Origin of the sequence: Smaragdicoccus niigatensis DSM 44881 = NBRC 103563 (assembly GCF_000380645.1) — a bacterium.
GTDB classification, from domain to species: Bacteria; Actinomycetota; Actinomycetes; order Mycobacteriales; family Mycobacteriaceae; genus Smaragdicoccus; species Smaragdicoccus niigatensis.
The window spans coordinates 690,350-710,645 of record NZ_AQXZ01000019.1 but is presented as its reverse complement, the minus strand read 5'-3'; the positions used below and the strand labels follow the sequence as shown (position 1 = coordinate 710,645).

18 protein-coding genes are annotated in these 20,296 nt (G+C 65.6%); 11 read left to right on the top strand and 7 right to left on the bottom strand.

The features are described 5' to 3' along the window. Nucleotides 1-35: 35 nt before the first annotated feature. Nucleotides 36-3,173, bottom strand: coding sequence for an acetyl-CoA carboxylase family protein (locus tag F600_RS0124485; protein ID WP_018163306.1), 3,138 nt, complete (start codon nucleotides 3,171-3,173; stop codon nucleotides 36-38). 47 nt (nucleotides 3,174-3,220) lie between these two features. Here F600_RS0124485 and F600_RS0124480 point away from each other — a divergent pair, with 47 nt between their 5' ends. Together F600_RS0124480 and F600_RS0124475 are read left to right on the top strand one after the other, a co-directional pair. Beyond that, entirely contained in the window at nucleotides 3,221-3,829 is a 609-nt protein-coding gene (locus F600_RS0124480; protein WP_018163305.1) for a TetR/AcrR family transcriptional regulator, read from the top strand. 80 nt (nucleotides 3,830-3,909) lie between these two features. Further along, nucleotides 3,910-5,139 (top strand): DUF222 domain-containing protein, encoded by a 1,230-nt coding sequence (locus F600_RS0124475; protein ID WP_370670698.1) that lies wholly within the window; start codon nucleotides 3,910-3,912, stop codon nucleotides 5,137-5,139. Between the two features lie 11 nt (nucleotides 5,140-5,150). Here the strand turns inward: F600_RS0124475 and F600_RS0124470 are convergent, their stop codons facing one another. From F600_RS0124470 to cofD, 3 genes are read right to left on the bottom strand one after another with little or no spacing between them, the layout of a single operon-like run. Then, the gene (locus F600_RS0124470) at nucleotides 5,151-5,699 is read right to left on the bottom strand and encodes an NUDIX hydrolase (RefSeq protein ID WP_018163303.1); all 549 of its coding nucleotides are present in this window, start codon (nucleotides 5,697-5,699) and stop codon (nucleotides 5,151-5,153) included. Between the two features lie 10 nt (nucleotides 5,700-5,709). Further along, a complete protein-coding gene (locus tag F600_RS0124465) occupies nucleotides 5,710-7,047 on the bottom strand; it encodes a coenzyme F420-0:L-glutamate ligase (protein WP_018163302.1) in 1,338 nt (445 codons plus the stop codon). Further along, entirely contained in the window at nucleotides 7,047-8,027 is a 981-nt protein-coding gene (gene cofD / locus F600_RS0124460; protein ID WP_245541621.1) for a 2-phospho-L-lactate transferase, read from the bottom strand. The genes F600_RS0124465 and cofD overlap by 1 nt, the downstream gene beginning before the upstream one ends. Nucleotides 8,028-8,358: 331 nt before the next feature. Here cofD and F600_RS0124455 point away from each other — a divergent pair, with 331 nt between their 5' ends. Beyond that, a complete protein-coding gene (locus tag F600_RS0124455; protein WP_156024853.1) occupies nucleotides 8,359-8,601 on the top strand; it encodes a WhiB family transcriptional regulator in 243 nt (80 codons plus the stop codon). 72 nt (nucleotides 8,602-8,673) lie between these two features. On the opposite strand, the gene F600_RS0124450 is transcribed toward F600_RS0124455, so the two are convergent. After that, nucleotides 8,674-9,318: a response regulator gene (locus F600_RS0124450; RefSeq protein WP_018163299.1), complete on the bottom strand. Its 645-nt coding sequence runs from the start codon at nucleotides 9,316-9,318 to the stop codon at nucleotides 8,674-8,676. Then, complete coding sequence (locus tag F600_RS0124445) at nucleotides 9,315-11,270, bottom strand: sensor histidine kinase (RefSeq protein ID WP_162141476.1); 1,956 nt, start codon at nucleotides 11,268-11,270, stop codon at nucleotides 9,315-9,317. Before F600_RS0124445 ends, F600_RS0124450 begins: the two co-directional genes overlap by 4 nt. 161 nt (nucleotides 11,271-11,431) lie before the next feature. On the opposite strand from F600_RS0124445, the gene F600_RS0124440 reads away from it, so the two are divergent. Then, nucleotides 11,432-11,854 carry a hypothetical protein gene (locus F600_RS0124440; RefSeq protein WP_018163297.1) on the top strand — a complete coding sequence of 141 codons (423 nt, stop codon included), beginning with the start codon at nucleotides 11,432-11,434 and terminating at the stop codon, nucleotides 11,852-11,854. Between the two features lie 9 nt (nucleotides 11,855-11,863). Here the strand turns inward: F600_RS0124440 and F600_RS0124435 are convergent, their stop codons facing one another. Beyond that, entirely contained in the window at nucleotides 11,864-12,340 is a 477-nt protein-coding gene (locus F600_RS0124435) for a metallopeptidase family protein (protein ID WP_018163296.1), read from the bottom strand. Nucleotides 12,341-12,487: 147 nt separating this feature from the next. On the opposite strand from F600_RS0124435, the gene F600_RS0124430 reads away from it, so the two are divergent. The 7 genes from F600_RS0124430 to F600_RS0124400 all read left to right on the top strand — a co-directional run bounded on the left by F600_RS0124430 (nucleotide 12,488) and on the right by F600_RS0124400 (nucleotide 20,242). Then, a complete protein-coding gene (locus F600_RS0124430; RefSeq protein WP_026306909.1) occupies nucleotides 12,488-12,886 on the top strand; it encodes a DUF3499 domain-containing protein in 399 nt (132 codons plus the stop codon). A gap of 178 nt (nucleotides 12,887-13,064) precedes the next feature. Next, a complete protein-coding gene (locus F600_RS0124425; protein WP_018163294.1) occupies nucleotides 13,065-14,429 on the top strand; it encodes a phosphomannomutase/phosphoglucomutase in 1,365 nt (454 codons plus the stop codon). A 91-nt stretch (nucleotides 14,430-14,520) separates the two neighbouring features. Continuing rightward, nucleotides 14,521-15,618: a hypothetical protein gene (locus tag F600_RS0124420; protein WP_018163293.1), complete on the top strand. Its 1,098-nt coding sequence runs from the start codon at nucleotides 14,521-14,523 to the stop codon at nucleotides 15,616-15,618. Beyond that, the gene (manA, locus tag F600_RS0124415; RefSeq protein ID WP_018163292.1) at nucleotides 15,618-16,841 is read left to right on the top strand and encodes a mannose-6-phosphate isomerase, class I; all 1,224 of its coding nucleotides are present in this window, start codon (nucleotides 15,618-15,620) and stop codon (nucleotides 16,839-16,841) included. Before F600_RS0124420 ends, manA begins: the two co-directional genes overlap by 1 nt. Next, the gene (locus F600_RS0124410; protein ID WP_245541620.1) at nucleotides 16,831-17,424 is read left to right on the top strand and encodes a TetR/AcrR family transcriptional regulator; all 594 of its coding nucleotides are present in this window, start codon (nucleotides 16,831-16,833) and stop codon (nucleotides 17,422-17,424) included. The genes manA and F600_RS0124410 overlap by 11 nt, the downstream gene beginning before the upstream one ends. A gap of 86 nt (nucleotides 17,425-17,510) precedes the next feature. Beyond that, complete coding sequence (ahcY, locus tag F600_RS0124405; RefSeq protein WP_018163290.1) at nucleotides 17,511-18,962, top strand: adenosylhomocysteinase; 1,452 nt, start codon at nucleotides 17,511-17,513, stop codon at nucleotides 18,960-18,962. 116 nt (nucleotides 18,963-19,078) lie between these two features. Then, nucleotides 19,079-20,242, top strand: a complete 1,164-nt coding sequence (locus F600_RS0124400) for a GGDEF domain-containing protein (RefSeq protein ID WP_026306908.1) — start codon at nucleotides 19,079-19,081, stop codon at nucleotides 20,240-20,242. The last annotated feature ends 54 nt before the right edge of the window (nucleotides 20,243-20,296 follow it).

Genomic DNA, 20,296 nt, shown 5'->3' with positions numbered 1-20,296 from the left:
GTGCGCCACGTTATCGGACGACGGTTCGCGTTGCCTCAGCCTTGTGCGTCCGCCAGGGTGGAAATCCACCGCCGCGTCTCGGCCGGGTCGATGACGTCGTCGAGTTCCAGGACGGAGGCGGCGGTGAGTGCCTTGCCGCTCGCGTATGCCATGGCGACGAGGTTGTCGAACGCGGTCTGCCGCTCGATTGGATCGGCAATCGCTTCGAGTTCCTTGCGGAAGCCGAGCCGAACCGCACCTTCGAGCCCCATGCCGCCGACCTCGCCGGTTGGCCACGCCACCACGAATCGTGGAGCGCGGAACGACCCGGCGGTCATCGCCATCGCGCCGAGCCCGTAACCCTTGCGCAGGATCACCGTTCCGAGCGGGACCGTCAAGTTGGCACCGTCGATGAAGAGCCGGCTGAACTTGGTGACCGTGGCGTGCTTCTCGGCCTCCGGACCGACCATGAATCCCGGTGTGTCGCATAGGGACACGATCGGCAACCGGTGCGCATTGCACAGCTGCAGAAATGCGCTCAGCTTGTCGGCGGCCGGGGCATCGATCGCTCCGCCGAGATGGTGGTTGTCGTTCGCGACCAGCCCGTACGGACGTCCCTCGACGCGGACGAGCGCGGTCACGACCCCGACGCCCCAATCGCGGCGCAGTTCGAGGACCGATCCTGCGTCGACGATGGCGTCGATCGCGGCGCGCACGTCATACGACCGCAGGCGATTCTCGGGAATCACGTGGCGGGCGAGTCGAGGATCGGGAGCCTGCCAGTCGGGCAGGGCACCCTGGAAGTAGCCCAGGTAGCGCCGAGCAATGTCGACCGCGTCGGCTTCGTCCTCGGCGACCACATGGACGACACCGTTTCGGCGCTGGATGTCGATCGGGCCGATGTCCTCCGGCGCGAAAACCCCGAGGCCACCACCCTCGATCATCGCCGGGCCACCCATGCCGACGTTCGCGTCCGGCGTCGCGATGACGACATCACAGGTCCCCAGGAGAGCGGCGTTTCCGGCGAAGCAACGGCCCGACACGATTCCGACGAGTGGTACGCGACCCGACAGCGAGCCCATCGTGTGAAAGGTCATGAGGTCGAGGCCCGATACGGTCGCCTGGTCGGTGTCGCCCGGGCGTCCACCCCCACCTTCGGCAAAGAGGACGACCGGAAGACTCTGGTCGTGCGCCAGATCGAGGAGCCGATCCGTCTTCGCGTGGTTGCGCATTCCTTGTGTGCCGGCGAGCACCGTGTAGTCGTAGGACAACACCGCGGCGCGATCCCCATTGATCGTGGCAATCCCGGTGACCAGTCCGTCGGCGGGCGTGTTCGCGATGAGGTCTTCCTCGCTGCGGCGCAGGCGTTGCGCAGCGATCGCCAGTGCGCCGTACTCGACGAAGCTGCCGTCGTCGACGAGATCGGCGATGTTCTCGCGGGCGGTGCGCCGGCCGAGACGATGGCGCTTCGCGACCGCTGCTGACCGAGCTTCGTCGCGGGTGAGCCGGTGACGGTTCTCGACCTCCGCGAGATCGTCGCGAAGGCGGTGCAGGTCGACCTCGGAAGATGTTGCGCCGGTTCCCGTTTCGCTGGACAGTCGGTACACGAACAGGGGAGCGCCGGCTTCGACGACCGTGCCGGGTTCGATGACCGTCCGGACAACTTCGAGCGGCTGCTCGGCGCGAACGACGTGTTCCATCTTCATCGCTTCGATGACCGCGGCTTCGTCGCCGGAGGCGATGGTGGCATGCGGCGACGGCAACCAGACAACGACACCGGTGACGTGGGTGCGCAGGGTGAACTCGCCGTCGGCGATGGCGGGCGTCTTCGCGACTTCCGCCGGATGCGTCACCAAATCCGGGAGCCGATCGGCAAGCCATGTCGTCGTGATCGGTTGCGAATCGCCCCAGGCGGGATCGTCGAGCAACGCTCGGAGCAGCCCGAGATTCGTTTCGACACCTGAGATGTCGAACTCACTGAGCGCCTGAAGACAACGCCGCAACGCCGCGTTCAGGCTGCCGCCGCTGGTGATCACCTTGGCCAACAGCGAGTCGTACATCGGACTCTGCTCCAAGCCAGGAAAGCCGGCCGTGTCCACTCGGACTCCGGGCCCGGTCGGCGGAGAGAAACGGGTGAGCGTCCCGACGCTCGGTACCAGGTCTCCGTTGGCCATGATGCGCTCGGCGTTCACTCGCGCTTGAATCGCGTGGCCGCGGGGGACCGGCTGAAGCTGCAGGTCCGCGAGCGTCGAACCACTGGCCAACGCCAACTGCACCGCGACAAGGTCGATGCCGGTGACCTGCTCGGTCACGGTGTGCTCGACCTGCAGGCGGGGGTTTACTTCGAGGAAGTACGCCTCCTCGCGCCGGACAAGGAACTCGACAGTGGCGACCCCGCGATACCCGACCGATTCGATGATCCGAACTGCATTGCTGTGGAGTCGCTCGCGCAGGGCGTCGGAAAGCGATGGTGCTGGGGCGATCTCGATCAACTTCTGGTGGCGCCGCTGGATGCTGCAGTCGCGATCACCGACGGCGATCGCAAGGGTGCCATCCGCAACGACCTGCACTTCGATGTGGCGCGCGTTATGGGCGAGGACTTCCGCGAAGACGGAATCGTCGCCGAATCCCGCCAATGCTTCGGAGCGGCAGCGTTCGTACGCCGACTTCAGGTCATTCGGGTCGGTGACTGCACGCATTCCGCGCCCGCCGCCACCGGCGAGGGCTTTGATCATGATTCCGTCGGCGTGGGCGGCGAGCAGGGCGGCGATCTCCGGGAACCCGGATCCTGGTGGCGTCCCGGGGAGCACGTCGATGCCAGCCGCCACGGCCTGTTGGCGGGCCGCGACTTTGTCGCCGAAGGTGCGCAGAACATGAGCTGCGGGTCCGACGAAAACGAGCCCGGTTTTCGCACATTCTTCGGCGAGGTCGGCGCTCTCGCTGAGGAATCCGTAGCCGGGGTGGAGTAGGCCCTCGTGGCCGGCCGCCCGGGTCACGCCGGCCACGTCCAGGTAGGCGGCGGGTCCGCGACCGGACAGTTCGACAGCGTCATCGGCCATCCGCACCGCCAGTGAGTCCCGGTCGTCCGGGGAGTGGAGAACTCGCACCCGGTGGCCGAGTTCCCGGGCCGTTCGGAGCACGCGAACGGCGATCTCTCCGCGATTGGCGATGACGACTGGTGGCAGTGCATTCACGATCTCACCCTCATTGACATTGACGTCAATGTCAATAGGATGGCGCTGTGGCTCAAGCGAACTGGGCGGTTCGAGAAGCGCGGGAGCGGTCGGACACGCCCCGGCACCTCGACCTCCTCGACGCCGCAGCACGAGTGTTCGTCGAGCGCGGGTACTCCGGCGCGACCGCCGCAGCGATCACTGCCCAAGCCGGCGTATCTCGTCCGACGTTCTACGTCTACTTCGCCTCGCGCGAGGAGATCTTCGCGGCGTTGGCCGCACGCGTTCGGGATGATTTTCTGGCGGCGCAGGAGCCTGAACACGTTGCGGATTCGCCCGCGGAGATGCTGGCTGTGACGGTCCGGTCCTTCGCGGCGGCGGTTCACACGCATGGCGCGTTGTTGACGCTGATCGAGCAGCGGGCGGTGCTGGACCCGGCCATCGCAGCCCTCGCCGACGAGATCAACGAGCGTCCGATCCTGCGGTTCACGAAGTACCTCGACCGGCAACTGCAGGCGGGGCTCATCTCGCCGACAGTTCCGAATCGGGTTGTCGCCGAGACAATCGGTCACACGCTGACTCGGGGCATTCTGGCCCGCCTGGACGCGACGGCCAGGGCTGAGTTCGAAGGCCACATGATTGCGGTCGGCCTTCAGTTGCTGGGGATAGCAATGTGATGTCCTGCGTTTGACTCTAGATCGCGTGCAATATTGGTCATGACCTGCGGAAACTTGTCGGTAGTCGCATGTATGTTCGAATGGTGCGAAGCGATGTGATCACCGAGTTCCAGCGCCACCTGGTGGCGTTGGATCGGCTTGTGGATAACGCGACTCGGGTCGATCGGGTCGCGCAGATGGAGGAATTGAAGGCGCAGATCTGCGCGGCGCAGGCGATGGATGCGGCGGACTTGGATCGTGCGGTGCGGGCCGAGCACGCGGCGCTCGGGTTGCCGAAAGACAAGCACGGCGTGGGTGTCGCGGCGCAGGTCGCTCTCGCGCGCCGGGAGTCGCCGACCGCGGGGCAAGCGCACGTGACTCTGGCCCGTTGTTTGGACACCGAAATGTCCAACGCGCTGGCCCGCATGCGTGAGGGCACGCTCAGCGAACACCGTGCCCAGATCATCCGGCGCGGCATCAGCCACCTCGATGCGATCGACCGTGCCGCGGTCGACACCGCACTCTGCAGTTCCGCGAGCACGTTCGCCGGTTGGAGTGACCACCGGTTCGAAACTGAAACCCGCAAAGCAGCGGACCTGCTCGATGTCGAGGCACGCCTGCGACGGAACAAGCTGGCCGAAGCGCAGCGTCGCGTCACGGTCCACCCGGCCGCGGATGGGATGGCGTACCTGACCGCACTCCTGCCGCTCAAGCAGGCGATCGCGGTGAAGGCGAGCCTGGCGAAGGCGGCGCAGTGGATCACCGACGGAGAGCCGCGCACGCCGGCGCAGTACGAGGCGGATCTGCTGGTCGAACGCGTTCTCGGGGTGAGCAAGGCGGATGAGATCCCGGTTGCGGTCAATCTGGTGATGACCGATCTGGCGTTGCTCGGCAATGATGATCACCCGGCCCGCATTCCCGGGTACGGGTCGATTCCGGCTGCGATCGCACGCTTGTGGGTCGCGCAGTCGGCCAAGGTGAAAGCGTGGATTCGGCGGCTCTTCATCGCACCGACGACGGGGGAGTTGATCTCGATGGACTCCCGTCAGCGCCTGTTCCCGAAGGCGATGGCCGAGTTCTTCGACATTCGTGATGACCGGTGCCGTACGCCCTACTGTGGGGCGCCGATCCGCCATCACGACCACATCGTCCCAGATCGGTGCGGTGGCCCGACCTCGGGCTGCAACGGGTGCGGGCGCTGTGCGCTTTGCAACTACAACAAGGAGGCTCCCGGGGTCAGGGAGAAGCCGATCGACGGTGACCGGCACACGTTCGAGATCCAAACACCGACCGGACACACGTACGAATCCACCGCACCACCGGTCATTTGACCAAGGCCGGGCTAGCGCGCGTTCGCCAGCGCGATCATGTCCTCGAGGACGCCCGCCTCGCGGTTCTCCGGCAGTGCATCGATCGGCCACCATGCCAGGTCGACGGATTCATTGCTGATGACCGGCTGGGCGTCGGGACGTGCGTGCACGAGGAAGCGCAGATCGAGGTGCCGGGTCGGTACACCGAGTGAGCATGTGATCGGGTGCGTGTGGAGGTGCAACAACTTCGGGTCGATGCGCAAATCCTCGATGCCCGACTCCTCGGTCGCTTCCCGCAGAGCCGCGTCGACGATTGTCTCGTCGCTCTTCTCGCAGTGGCCGCCGAGCTGAATCCACTTGCCCACCTTCGGGTGCAGGGTCAGCAGCACCTTCTCGTGGTTGTCGTCCATGACCAGCGCGGATGCGGTGATGTGGCCGGGGACGTGCTTGCGCAGGCAGCCGTCGGGCGCGGAACCGAGGAAGGCCAGCAGTGTGAGCCGCAGCGACTCCTCGGCGTCGTTTCGGCCGCGAAATTCGGTGAGCAGGGCAGTGGCGGATTCGTTCAGCGAGCGGGCGCTCATGAGTGAGTCCTCATCGTTCGGTCAGCAGTCCGTCCCACACGGCGGGTTCGGGGCGAGGTGTCAGGGGTTCGGTCGGGTGACCGATTGCGATGGCGCCCAGCGGGCTCCAGTCTGCGGGCAGATCGAGAACCTCGCGAACGGTGTCGGGCGTGAAGATCGTGGAGCCGATCCAGCAACTGCCGACACCGTCGGTCGCCAGCGCCACGAGTAGAGCCTGGACTGCGGCGCCGGCGGCAACCGTGAACATCGTCGACTCAGCGGTCTGGCGAACCGAGTCACGGTAGGTGTGGGCACCGTCCGGGACCCAGAACGGGATCACGACTTCGGGTGCGCGGTACAGGATGTCGCCACGCTTCACGCGCTTCTCGACGCTTTCCGGAGTGCGTCCGTCACCTGACAAATCGTTGCGCCACTTGTCCCGCATGGCGTCGAGGAGCGTGCGGCGAACGGCGGGATCGCGAAGCCACACGAAGCGCACGGGGCGGGTGTGGTGCGGAGCCGGCGCCGTGGAGGCGCGCGCCACGGCACGCCGGATCGACTCCGGATCGACGGGTGCATCGGCGAACTCGCGCACGGACTTTCGGAGGCGGAGTGCCTCGGTTCGGCCGCGGGCAATCGCCGCGTCCGCACCCAGCCAGAACAGGTCGTCTTCTCGCCGAATCAGGTCGGCTGCGGTCGAGCCGTCGTCGCGCGTCGGAAAGCCGCTGACGACCGCGACCGGGACGCCGCCGAGTTTGCCTTTGACCAGGTCAGCGGCGGCACTGAGCTCATCGGCAACCGCGACCTCGGTGACCATGAGGTCGTTGCCGTGACGGTCTTGTGTGCCCGCGTAACCGTGCAGAACCTGCAACCCCGAAGAGCCGATCGCGGCATCGATCTGACCGTTGCGCCAGGCGCGCCCCATCGTGTCGGTGATGATCACCGCGACAGAAATTCCCAGCAGTTCGCGCAGTCGCTCGCGGAGTGCGGCCGCGCTGGCATCGGGATCGACGGGTAGCAGCGCAAGTTCTCCGGTGTCGACATTCGAGCCGTCGACTCCGGACGCCGCGGCCACGATGCCGAGCCGGTTCTCGGTGATCAGAGTGCGCTTGAACTGTGCGAGAACGCGGACGGCCTCCGCATCGACCAGTTCGCGGCGCAAAGCATCGCGCTCGTCGGGGTCCGACGGCGCAGCGACGATGCGACCTTCGCACTTCGAGATGATCTTGCTCGTCACGACCAGGATGTCGCCGTCCGCAAGCCACGGCGCGGCCGCCGCGATAGCCGAGGCGACGTCATCCCCCGGCCGGAACTCCGGCAGCCCGGTGATCGGTCGAATGCGCAGTTCAGCAGCGGCGTGATCGGTCATCAGATGCCGGCCAGGTCGAGTGCTTGACGTGCCATCTCGGCGGTCGTGGTGGGGTCCGTCATGAGCAACGGGACCGACCGGACCTCGACGCCCAGAACTTCCGCGGTGTCGCCCGTGTGGATGAGCCAGCCGTCGAGAACGCCGCCCTCGGAGCGTCCACCGAAGTGGCGGCCCACTGCCTCGGCGCTGGTTTCGATGCCGAGGACGTCGAGGCAGGCGTCCGCCATGCCGCGCAGAGGCTTACCGCCGATGATCGGCGACAGCCCGACGACCTTCGCCGTGGTCTTCCGCAGAGCACCGCGCACACCCGGAATGGCGAGGATCGGATCGATGCTGACGATCGGGTTCGACGGCGCGAACAGCACGACATCGGCCTCCTCGATCGCGGTCAACACGCCCGGGGCGGGTTTTGCTTGGTCTGATCCGATGTTCAGAAATTCGTGCGTCGGGATGTTTGTCCGGTGGCGCACCCACCATTCCTGGAAATGGATCGCCTGCCGATTCCCGGTTTCGGCATCGGTGACGACGACGTGCGTTTCGGCGCGATCGTTCGACACGGGGAGCAGTCGCACGCCCGGCTTCCACCGCGCACACAGTGCCTCGGTGACGTCCGCAAGCGCGTAGCCGGCCCGAAGCATCTGGCTGCGGATGAGGTGGGTGGCAATATCGCGGTCGCCGAGGGAGAACCAGTCCGGAATTGCGTTGTACCTCGCGAGTTCCTCACCGACGGTCCAGGATTCGTCCGCCTGGCCCCAACCACGGGCTTTGTCTACGCCTCCACCCAGGGTGTACATACATGTATCCAAATCGGGACATATGCGTAGTCCATGAAGCCAGATGTCGTCGCCGACGTTGACCAACGCGGTGATCTGGCTGGGCTCTGGAAGCAGCTCACGTAGCCCTACCAGGAACTTTGCACCACCAACGCCCCCGACGAGGACGGTGATTTTGAGGTTCGAACTGAGACTCGACCGTGACACAAGGCAACAGCCTAGGGCGTTCACAAGATGGTAAGGGAATTGCATCGTTACTTGACCCGGCAGTGTTAACCCGTGCCATAATCACAGCCATGTCATTCCGAACACACTTGGATGGCAGACCTGCACTCACGAACGTCGCGTAAGCGACAGCACCTTGGTCCCTTTCGGGGGGCTCTTCCCCAATTTTTACTGCTTAACAATGTGAGGAGGCGGAGCGATGGCCATCGCCCTTGGGAGAATCGGCACTCCCTCGAGCCGAGTGGACGGCGTACCGCAAACCCATGGACTTGAGGTCGGCGGCGCACCGCGCCTGAGCCTGATCGTCGAGGGCATGGAGAACCTGCTCGAGGTCGAACCTGAGTCTTGGCAAGAGCGTGCGCTCTGTGCCCAGACCGACCCCGAGGCATTCTTTCCGGAAAAGGGTGGATCGACCCGCGAAGCCAAGCGCATTTGCCAGGGCTGCGAAGTTCGTGACGAGTGCCTGGAATACGCACTTGCTCACGACGAGCGTTTTGGTATTTGGGGCGGACTCTCCGAACGTGAGCGTCGTCGCCTCAAGCGCACCATCAGCTAATTAAATAGAGAATCTGCTAATCAGCCCCAGCTCAGATGAGCCGGGGCTGATTGCGTTTGCGGCGTAGCAGGCTCAGTGATCGCCGAGTCCGGCTTCCCGGGCCTTGATCGCAGCCGCCGTCCGATCGGATACCTGCAGCTTGATCAAAACGGCCGAAACATGGTTGCGCACCGTCTTCTCGGCTAGGTCCAAGCGTGCGGCGATGGCATGATTCCGTAGCCCGGCGGCGAGGAGGTCGAGGACCTCCCTCTCGCGTTGCGTCAGGTCCGCAAAAGGCTGCGCGGCCGGTGCGGACCCAGTGAAGGAAGCGATGAGCCGAGCGGCGATCGGAGCGCCGTACACCGCGTCACCCGCGGCCACCGACCGGATCGCCCGCACCAGTTCGGCAGCATCCGTGCCTTTGATCAGGTAGCCCCGCGCGCCGGCACGCAAAGCCGCGAAGACGGATTCGTCATCGGCGTGCATCGTGAGTACCAGCACTGGCGCGTCGGGTGCGGCGTGTCGCAGCCGGGCGATTGCACCGATGCCGTTCAGCTTGGGCATCGCGAGATCCGTGATCACCAGGTCGGGGTAGGTGCGGGTCACCGCGGCCACCAACTCTTCGCCATCGGAGGCCTCGGCCACCACCTCGATATCGGGTTCACCGGCGAGAACGGCCGTGATGCCATAACGAACCATGGGATGGTCGTCGGCGACCACGACCCGGATGGTTGTCATGGAATGTCCTCGATTCCGAATTCGGTGGACCCCATCAAGGGGAAGTCTGCACGGAGCGTCGTGCCAGGCGTGGTGGCAACGAGCGTAAACCGTCCCCCGAGACGTTCCGTGCGCTCTCGCATGGACATCAATCCGATGCCTCCGGGTCGTAGTGTTCCGGGGCCCGTGCCGTCGTCGGCGACTTCGAGCACGACGCGATCGGCGACGGTGAGGCGGACGCGGCACGAGCGTGCACCTGAGTGTCGTACGACGTTCGTCAGCGCCTCATCGGCGATCCGGTACAGCGCGGTGACCAACCGCGGCGGGACCGTGCCGCACTCCGACGCCTCGACCTGGATGTCGACGGTCGTCGCCAGTTGCTCGCTTCGATGCCGGATGGCCGCACCCAGGCTGCGATGATCGAGCGCGGTCGGGCTCAGGTCGTCGATGATGCGGCGAACTTCTTCCAGCGCCGAGAGGGACTCCGCATGCAGGCGGTCGAGCAATTCAGCTGTCGCGCTCGACCGGCGGGCCGCGGCGAGCGCCAGCCCGATACCGGTGAGTGAGGGACCGAGGCCGTCATGCAGTTCCCGGCGGAGCCGCTCCCGTTCTTCCTGCGTGGCTGCGACGACGCGGTTTCGCTCGATCTCCAGATCCTCCGCAAGCGCTGCGGCGTGGACGACGGCCGCGACCATCGGCGCTACGGCTTCGACGAGAATTCGGTCGGCTCGTCGAAGTGTCGTGGCCCCGTCTCCCGGCGTCACGACGAGGCGGCCGAGTTCGTCGCCACCGAAACGCAATGCGATGCCGTCGCCGCCGGGCGGGATCAGGGTGGCCGAGTCAGCCCGAACGGCTTCGGCCAGAGCCGTGAGGACGTCCGGCACCAGGTCAGGTCTCTCGGTCCCGACCGGAAGAGCGAGGCGTTGCATTGCGGCGATCGGATCGCCGCGATCGCCGTACAGCAGGCGGTCGATGGTGCGCTGCACGCGATCGCGTGCCGGGCCCAGACACACGGCGACGAGTGCCGCGGCGACGATCTGCGGTGTGGGTCCGCTCGGCAGCACCCACGCCAGCCCGGCTGCCACCGCGACAAAGGCACCGAGCACCAGTCCGGTGAGTACGACGTACAGGAGACTGCGCCGGACAACCTCTTCGATGCCGGTGGCGCCGAACTGGAGCACGCCCACGGCGATCGCGGCGAGAACCAGGAAATAGGCGAGCGAGCCGAGCCACTCCCACGGTCCCAGGACTACCAGGACCACGGCGAGCACCGCGGTCGGAAGGAGCAACAGCAGCGAAACGCGTTGCGGGCGTGGGCTGCGCAGTGCTCGGTACGCGGCGTCGCCGATGATTCCGACCGCAGCGACCGAGCACAATCCAACGGCCACGCAGATCAAGGTGAGCCACAGCCACCCCGGCATGCCGTCGGCGTTGATCGGGCTGTGTCCGCCGATGATCACGTCGCTCACCGAGTTGTCAGAACCCATGTACAGGACGACTCCGAGGGGCATACCGACGGCGTACATGCCGTTGAACCAGCGTGCGGGGCGGTTCTCGATGTTGCCGTTGGGGTACCGGACGAGCAGGGCCGTGGCGGGAATTGTGAGCGCCGGGATCCACAGTGGTGCGCTGACCGCCAGCGCCCAGTCCCGAAGCGGAAGGCCGCTGTCGGGAAAAGCCGCGGCCCGCGCGCCGTACTGCTGGCCGGCATCGCACAGCGCCAACAGGAACCCGGGAAGGCTGACCAGCCATCCAACGGGATTTCGCGGGCGGAACCAGGTGATCACGAGTCCCACAGCAGCCGCCGACATCGCCGAGGTGGCGGTCCCGACGTCCAGAGCTGTGGTGCCGGGCTGGAGCGGCGGCTCGTTGCCGATCCCGTCGGACAGCAGCACGTAGGAGATGACCAGTGCGGTGGTGACCGCGAACAGCGTCATCGCCGCGGCTCTCGCGCCTCGGTCGCTCACAGTCATGGCGCAAGTGTGGGTGACCGAGGCCCTGGTTGTCATGGGCTTTTGTCCCGGTTTGACCGGGCAGACTGCCCGGCCCCCGCCGGTCGCGCGCACCTTCTCGACGGGACGGCCGGGGAGTCAGTGTGGTGACACCTCACCCACTGACAACTCTTGGAGGAAACATGGCAAGCACCACGATCGAACGGACCAGCGCACCGAGCTGGCCGCTCCTGGCGGTCATCGGAGTCGCGCTGTCTCTGATCTTCACCGCGATCGGCACGTTCTGGGACGTGATGGGAAACGACGACCCGGCCAATTCGCAGGGTGTGTTCGAGTACCTGGTCGGGGCGGCGATCACGGTCATCGCCGCGGCGATTGCCGTCGCGGTGGCGGTTCGCTTCTCCACCGCTACGGTGGCCCTCGTTCTGGCCGGGATCGGCTTTCTGAGTCTGGCGGTGTTCTGGGCGGGGCTGCCGTCGGTGCTGGCGTCGGCCGCAGTCGCGGCGGCAGTGCGGGCCCGGACGCGGAATGCGGCCACCACAACCGCAATTGGCGTGGCTCTGGTGACCGTGGTTCTGGCTGGCGTGTTGGCGGTGGTCGGCTGAATCGCCGGTCTACAGGTCCGGATCGATGATGTCCGGGTCGACCCGCAGATAGGTCGCGACCTGCTGCACGAGGATGTCGTGCAGCAGGTCCGCCATGTCGTCCGGATCCTTGGCGCGAAGTTCCAGCGGACGCCGGAAGATGACGATCCGCGCCCGGGTCGCCTGACCGTTCTTGTCCTTGCCGGGCGGAATCAGCCGTGACAACGGGACGGGCCCGTCCGCGACGACTTCCTCCGGCCACGTGACGCTTTCCGGGTCGATCGGGCGGATCTTGGGCACATCGTCGACGGCGATATCGAGCTTGGTGAGCCGGTCGTGCCAGCGCGAGTCGATCGGACTGAAGGCTTCGAGAACGAGTTCGTCGAACTTCTCGCCACGGGTCCGCCAGCCGGGAAGAGTCTGCGGCAACAGCTGACCGCGCAGGCCTCGACCGCGCCGCGCGATGCTCCGAGTGGTGATCGGACGGCGGCGGGAACGCGGAGGCATGGTCGGAGAATACCCAGCGCATCCAGCACCGTGTAACGGTGCATGCGTTAATCGCGGTAGGCATGTTTATGCAGTTGAGACGCATGCCGAGCGCATGCCCGGTGTGTCCAACGCGATAGTTCCTGAGAGACAGATAATCTCCCCTTTGTGAGACTTGCTCGTCGTTGCTGCAGGCCAGCGTGCAAAAACACCGCCGTTGCGACGCTGACGTATGTCTACTCAGATTCGACCGCTGTGGTCGGTCCGTTAGCCACTGTCGCGGAGCCGCATTCGTGGGATCTGTGCGATGTGCACGCCTCCCGGATCACCGCTCCGAAGGGCTGGGCGCTCGTCCGACACGAGGGCGGATTCTCCGCCAACTCCCAGGACGAAGACGACCTGACCGCCCTCGCGGAAGCGGTTCGCGAAGCTGGTCGTCCCCGCGTCGAAGCCGCGCGGGCCGCGGTCGCGCACACCGATTTCTCTCCGGTCATGCCGCACGCTGGGCCGGCCGTCCGAACGGGCCGCCGCGGCCACCTCCGGGTCTTGCCCGATCCTTCCATCTGAGCTTGGCTCCTCAATCGCTCTAGCGCCTCAGCGCGCACCGTCCTTCGCTCCGCTCCTCGCTCCTTCGTCGCTGCGATGCTCACTCGTCCTCCTTGCGCTTGGGGCCCCAACCGCACGCTTTCTCGCTAGGCTGACCCCTGTCACATCGGCTGGGTTGTAGGCGGGGGAGCGGAATTCCGTGGGTCATTCAAGCGAACTGGTCAGTGCCACGATCAAGGCTTACGACGTGCGAGGCGTCGTCGGCGAGCAGATCACCGAAGAGCTTGTCCGCGACGTAGGCGCCTCATTCGCCCGACTCGTTCGCGATAAGGCAACCGAGATCGTCATCGGTCATGACATGCGCGATTCGTCGCCGGCGCTTTCTCGCGCGTTCGGCGAGGGCGCGCAGTCGCAGGGCCTCAACGTCGTGCACATCGGCCTCGCGTCGACCGACCAGCTGTATTACGCATCGGGAAAGTTCGACTGCCCCGGCGCAATGTTCACCGCCAGCCACAATCCGGCCAAGTACAACGGCATCAAGATGTGTTACGCCGGTGCCAAGCCGGTCGGCCAGGACACCGGCCTGCGGGCGATTTCCGCCGAGATCATCGAAGGCGTTCCCGCCTACGACGGCGAACCGGGAACCTCGCGTGAGGTCAACGTTCTCTCTGACTACGCCGAGTTCATTCGCGAACAGGTCGACCTCTCCGGGCTGCGCCACCTGAAGGTCGCGGTCGACGCGGGCAACGGCATGGGCGGCTACACCGTTCCCGAGGTCCTCGGACCCCTGGACATGGAAATCGTGCCGCTGTACTTCGAACTCGACGGCTCGTTCCCGAACCACGAGGCCAACCCGCTCGACCCGAAGAACCTCGTCGATCTGCAGAAGCTGACGGTCGAATGCGGCGCAGACATCGGCATTGCCTTTGACGGCGACGCCGACCGCTGCTTCGTCGTCGATGAAAAGGGCGACCCGGTGTCTCCCTCGGCGATCACCGCCCTCGTCGCCGAGCGCGAGCTCGCGAAAGAGCCCGGCGCCACGATCATCCACAACCTGATCACCTCACACGCGGTGCCGGAGATCGTCACCGAGCTCGGTGGAAAGGTGGTCCGGACGCGCGTGGGCCACTCGTTCATCAAGCAGCAGATGGCGGAGACGGGCGCGGTGTTCGGCGGCGAGCACTCGGCGCACTACTACTTCCGCGACTTCTGGGGCGCCGACTCGGGCATGCTGGCCGCAATGCACGTGCTGTCGGCACTTGGCGAGAAGGAACAGAAGCTGTCCGACCTCGGTGCGAAGTACGAGCGCTACGTGGCGTCGGGGGAGATCAACTCGACGGTCGACGACGCCAAGGCACGCACGGAAGCGGTTCGGGCCGCGTTTGCCGACCGCACGGTGTCGACCGATGAACTCGATGGCCTCACGGTCGAGCTCGGCAACGGCACGTGGTTCAACCTGCGCGCCTCGAACACCGAGCCGCTGCTTCGCCTCAACGCGGAGTCGCCCTCCAAGCAGGCGACCGATGATCTTGTCAAGGAGATCTTGTCCATCGTTCGCGGATAGCTGGAATAGTTGTAGTAAGAGGCAACAAAGGTCGGTATTTTCATGTAGTTTGGCGCGGCTCGATCGACGAGGAAAGGGGCGGTGACCAGTCGTGAACGCACTGTCTCCTGTCCACGATCTCGACGATGTTGCTGCGATCGAAGCTGCGGATCGCCGGGGAATTCTGCGCTCGGCGGCATCCGGCGGAGCCCAGGTACGCGCCGCGGGCGCCGCTGTCGCCGAAGGCGCTCTCTCGCCGCTGGCGGGGATGCGTCCGCGCAGCATGCTGATCGTGACCGGCAATTCGCGCGCCGAAGATGCGGCGAAACTGCTTGTCGCCATTGCTGGTTCGGTGTCTGGCGTGCCGATTGTCCATTTACCGAACACCCCGCCCTGGGTCGGTCCGCTCGACGTCGTCCTCGTGGCCGGCGACGACGCGGCCGATCCGCGAATGATCGAGGCGGTCGACGCAGCCCTGCGCCGCGGCGCAGAGGTCGTGGTGGCCGGACCGGATGAAGGGCCGCTGCGGGCCGTCGGTGCCGGTCGTGCGATGTCGTTGCCGCCCCGCGTCACGGTTCGTGAAGACAACACGATGCTCCGATTCCTGGCGTGCGCGTGTGCGGTCCTCGCCGCGATCGACCCGCGTGGAGCGAGCGTCCTTCCGACGCTCGATGAGCTCGCGGACGCGATCGACGGTGAGGCGATGCTCGATCGTCCGGCCAACGAAGTGTTCCGCAATCCGGCCAAGTCGCTGGCTGCGCGGATGCAGAATCGTCGAGTGGTCCTCGCTGGTGACGACCCCGCGACTGTCATCATCGCGTCACACGGTGCGCAGATGCTGCTGCGCTCGGGTGTTCTCGCCGCGGATGCGCACATGAATGATGTGCTCGTCGGGGCTGGCGGACTCGGCGGCACTGGTGGCGGCATTTCCGATGACTATGACCCGATTTTCCACGATGACGAGATCGATGGTCCGCGCCCGCAAGACCCGGCACGAGTGTTCGTCTTGACCCTGGGGCCGGATTTCGCGGGCGTTCGCCGCCGCACAGCGGCCCTGCCCGACGTCGCGCTCGTGACTGCCGAGGACGGGGCCGACGCGGTCGCGGCGATGGCGGTGCCCAAACCGGGAGGACGGTTGATCGACTTGGCGATGTTGACGATTCGTCTCGAACTGACAGCGGCATATTCCGAATTGGTAGGTGGACGGTAGTGCAACTACTCGAAGGAGCGTTGAGGTCCTACGCGTGGGGTTCGCGCACCGCGATCGCTGATCTGTGTGGCCGGCCGTCGCCGTCCAAGCACCCGGAAGCCGAACTTTGGCTCGGTGCGCATCCGGGAGACCCGGCGTTCGTCGTATCCGACGGAGCGCGAACGTCGCTGCTCGATGTCATCGCGACATCTCCCGAGTCCTCGCTCGGAACCCAGGTGCTGCCGGCGTTCGGACCTCGGCTGCCGTATCTGCTGAAGATTCTCGCCGCCGATGAGCCGCTGTCGCTGCAGGCGCATCCGAGCCTGGCACAAGCGAAAGAGGGATTCACCAGGGAGAATCGCGCCGGAGTTCCGATCGATTCGCCCGTCCGCAACTACAAGGACGAGAGCCACAAGCCCGAACTGATCGTGGCCTTGAGTCCCTTCGACGCGCTCGCGGGCTTCCGCGACCCTCACCGGACCATCGCGTTGCTCGCCGCACTCGAGGTGCCCGCTCTGCAGACCTACATCGATCTGCTGGCCGGGGCGCCCGACGAGTCCGGCCTGCGCGCGGTGTTCACGACGTGGATCACGATGCCGCCCCCCGCGATGGAGGCGCTCATCGCGCAAGTTCTCGACGGCTGCGTGAAGTATCTGTCCGGAACCTCGCGTGAGTATGCCCAAGACGTCCGCCTCGTCCTGGAAATCGCAAACATCTATCCCGGTGATGCCGGCGTTCTGGGCGTCATGTTGCTCAACCGCGTCCAGTTGCAGGCGGGCGAGGGATTGTTCCTTGCGGCCGGAAACCTCCACGCGTACTTGCGCGGCCTGGGTGTCGAGCTCATGGCGAACTCGGACAACGTGCTGCGTGGGGGCCTGACGCCGAAGCACATCGACGTCCCAGAGTTGTTGAAGGTTCTCGACTTCCGACCGATCGACCCGCCGATCGCGGTGCCCGTCCAGTGCGGCCGCGGCCTGGCTCGATATGAAACACCGGCGCCGGAATTCGCGCTGTATCGCGTCGACATCGAACCCGGCGTCGACTCCGATCTCCCGGCCGACGGACCTCGGATCGTGGTGTGCACCGAGGGCAACGTCCGGCTGAAGGACCGAAACTCCACGCTGGACCTCGCTCCGGGCCAGTCGGCCTGGCTGCCGGCGGCCAACGGTGCGGTGACTGCGTCGGCAGATGATGCCGCGGTGCTCTTCTGTGCGGCAGACGGGGTCGCAACCGGTGCGAGCTGAACGCCAGCAGCAGTTGCTGCGGACCCACGTCCTCGACGCTTTGCATCGACTGCTCGAAGCCAACGAATGGTCGAAGATCACGCTGGGAGACGTCGCCAAATCGGTGGGGATCAGCCGCCAGACGCTGTACAACGAGTTCGGAAATCGCACGGGGTTGGCGCAGGCTTACGCCGTGCGTCTGGCCGAAGGCTTCGTCGACCATGTCGAGGTGGCGATTGAGTCGCACCAGGGCGATCTCGAGCTCGGATTGACGCACGCGGTCCAGGGATTCTTCCTCGACGCGGCGGCGAACCCGATGGTTCGATCACTGTTGCTCGGTGAGAAGAACGGCGAGCTCCTGCGGCTGGTCACGGTCAACAGCGAGCCGATCCTCGTCAACGCGAGCGAACGCCTCGACGGTGTCCTACGGGACAGTTGGGTCAACCCTCCCGCCGTCGAATCAAAGCAGTTCGCGCGGATGGCGGTGCGGATGGCGATGAGCTACATCGCGATGCCGCCAGAGCCGGATGCGGACCCCGCTGCGGACTTCGCAGCCATACTGACCCCGTTTATCCACTCTTTGTTGGACAAACCTCAGGATTAAGTGTCGGCCATTTGTTCCACCGGGGCGAATTGCCCGATAGCCTGTCTGCCGTGACCAACACCCTAGAAACATCAACGGAGGGCGAGTTGATCGCCGACGTTCTCAATGGCATTGACTTCAAGGTCGCCGATCTCGCGCTCGCCGACTTCGGCCGCAAGGAGATTCGCCTCGCCGAGCACGAGATGCCGGGCCTGATGGCCCTGCGCCGCGAATACGCCGAGGTCCAGCCCCTCAAGGGCGCACGGATCTCCGGTTCGCTCCACATGACCATCCAGACCGCGGTCCTCATCGAGACGCTCGTGAGCCTCGGTGCCGAGGTGCGCTGGGCTTCGTGCAACATCTTCTCGACCCAGGACCACGCGGCCGCCGCGGTCGTCGTCGGACCGCACGGCACTCCCGAAGTGCCGCAAGGTGTTCCGGTCTTCGCCTGGAAGGGCGAGACGCTCGAGGAGTACTGGTGGTGCGCCGAGAAGACCATGACCTGGCCGGGCGAACCCTGCAACATGATCCTCGACGACGGTGGCGACGCGACGATGCTCGTGCTCAAGGGCAAGGAGTTCGAGCAGGCCGGCATCGTGCCGCCGGAGGACGACTCGCACTCGACCGAGTACAAGGTCTTCCTCAACCTGCTTCGTCGCAGCCTCGAGGCCGACAGCACCAAGTGGACGAAGGTCGCGGACGCGGTCCGCGGTGTCACCGAGGAGACCACCACCGGCGTCCTGCGGCTGTACCAGTTCGCGGCCGCCGGAACCCTGCCGTTCCCGGCGATCAACGTCAACGACTCGGTCACCAAGAGCAAGTTCGACAACAAGTACGGCACGCGGCACTCGCTCATCGATGGCATCAACCGCGGCACCGACGTGCTCATCGGTGGCAAGAAGGTCCTCATCTGCGGTTACGGCGATGTCGGCAAGGGCTGCGCCGAGTCGATGGCCGGTCAGGGTGCGCGCGTCCAGGTCACCGAGATCGACCCGATCAACGCGCTGCAGGCGCTCATGGACGGATTCGACGTGGTCACGGTCGATGAGGCCATCGCCAACGCGGACATCGTCATCACCTCCACGGGCAACAAGGACATCATCACGCTCGAGCACATGCGCGCGATGAAGGAACAGGCGATCCTCGGCAACATCGGTCACTTCGACGACGAGATCCAGATGGCTCGTCTGGAGAAGTCGGGCGCCGTCCGTCTGACGATCAAGCCTCAGGTCGACCAGTGGACCTTCGGTGACTCGGGCAAGTCGATCATCGTGCTCTCCGAGGGACGTCTGCTCAACCTCGGCAACGCGACCGGTCACCCGTCGTTCGTCATGAGCAACAGCTTCTCGAACCAGGTGATCGCCCAGATCGAGATCTGGACCAAGCCCGAGGAGTACGCCAACGAGGTGTTCCGCCTGCCGAAGCACCTCGATGAGAAGGTTGCGCGGATTCACGTCGAGGCACTCGGTGGAACGCTGACCAAGCTCTCCAAGGAACAGGCCGAGTACATCGGTGTCGATGTCGAGGGCCCGTACAAGCCGGAGCACTACCGCTACTGACCGTGGCCAACGTCACCCCGGTGTGTCCCTTTGATGAAGGACACACTGGGTTGGCGTGTCGGTGTCTCGCTCGCGACAATTAGCTGTGCGTTCGCGATTGAGATGAGGTGACTCCGTTGAACGATTCCAGCGGGGCCGTCACCATCGCTCTGCTCGCGCCTGCCGTTCTTTCCGTGTTCGGCCTCTTCTTCTGCTGGGCGTGGTTTCTCGACCGGCAGCGGACCTATCTGCGCCTGATCGGGATCGCGCCCTTCGTGTTCTCGATCGGTGTTCTGATCCGGATCTTCGACGAACCGGCCAACCCGGCGCTCAACGCCGTCCTCTCCGATACCGCCATCATCGGATCGGTTCTTCTTCTCGCCCAAGGCATTCTGAAGAGGAGCCAACTCGCGTTCCCGATGCGGTTCTGCGTCGGGGTGCTGGCCGTCGTGACCGGCGGCTGTGGCGCGCTCGTCTACTTCGATCCCCAGACCGCGGCCGAGATCTATCTGCGCAGTGCCAGTTGTGGATTTGTCCTGCTTGTCGCCGCCTGCCGCTTGTGGCTCTTGCGCACCCATCGCTCGGTCGACACGGTCCTCAACTGGGTGCTGACGATTTTCGCGCTCCAGTTCGTGCCGCGCACCGCCATCATGGTCGAGCTCGCCAAGTCGGGTGAGGACCCGTACTCGGTCGGGACCCTTCTCTGGGTCGTCATGCACCTGGTGATGGCACTGCTCGGCGCAGCACTCACGGGTGCGATCTGGGCCGCCTATCTCGGCGATGTCGTCGCTGGTCTGCGGCGGGAGCGCGATGCCGACATGCTCACCGGCGTGCTGAACCGCGGCGGATTCGAGGCTCTCGCCGCGCAGGAACTTCGCGCCTTCAGCTCGCGCGGACACGTGATGATCGTGTGCGACATCGACCATTTCAAGGCCGTCAACGACAAATTCGGCCATGCGGCCGGCGACGCGGTCCTGCGCCGGTTTGGCGTGCTCCTGAACGCTTCCGTGCGGCTCGGAGACGTCGTCGGTCGGGTCGGTGGTGAAGAGTTCGCGATTCTCGCCCGAGACGTCGACCTGGCGGGCGGTTTCGCCCTGGCCGAGCGGCTGCGGACAGCGCTCATCGAGGAGAGTCTCGACGACATCGCTCCGCAGGCGCGGGTCACCGCGAGTTTCGGTGTCGCCGCAGTCGCTGCGGGCGCTTCGGTGGCCTCGGTTCTGGGCGAGGCGGATCGCCAGCTGTACCTCGCGAAGCGAGCGGGTCGAAATCGCACCTTCGCGGATCAGCTCTCGATGATGTGACGGACCACCGCCGAACCGATTGCGGTCGGGCATCCGCCCCTTAATCGGGTGGTG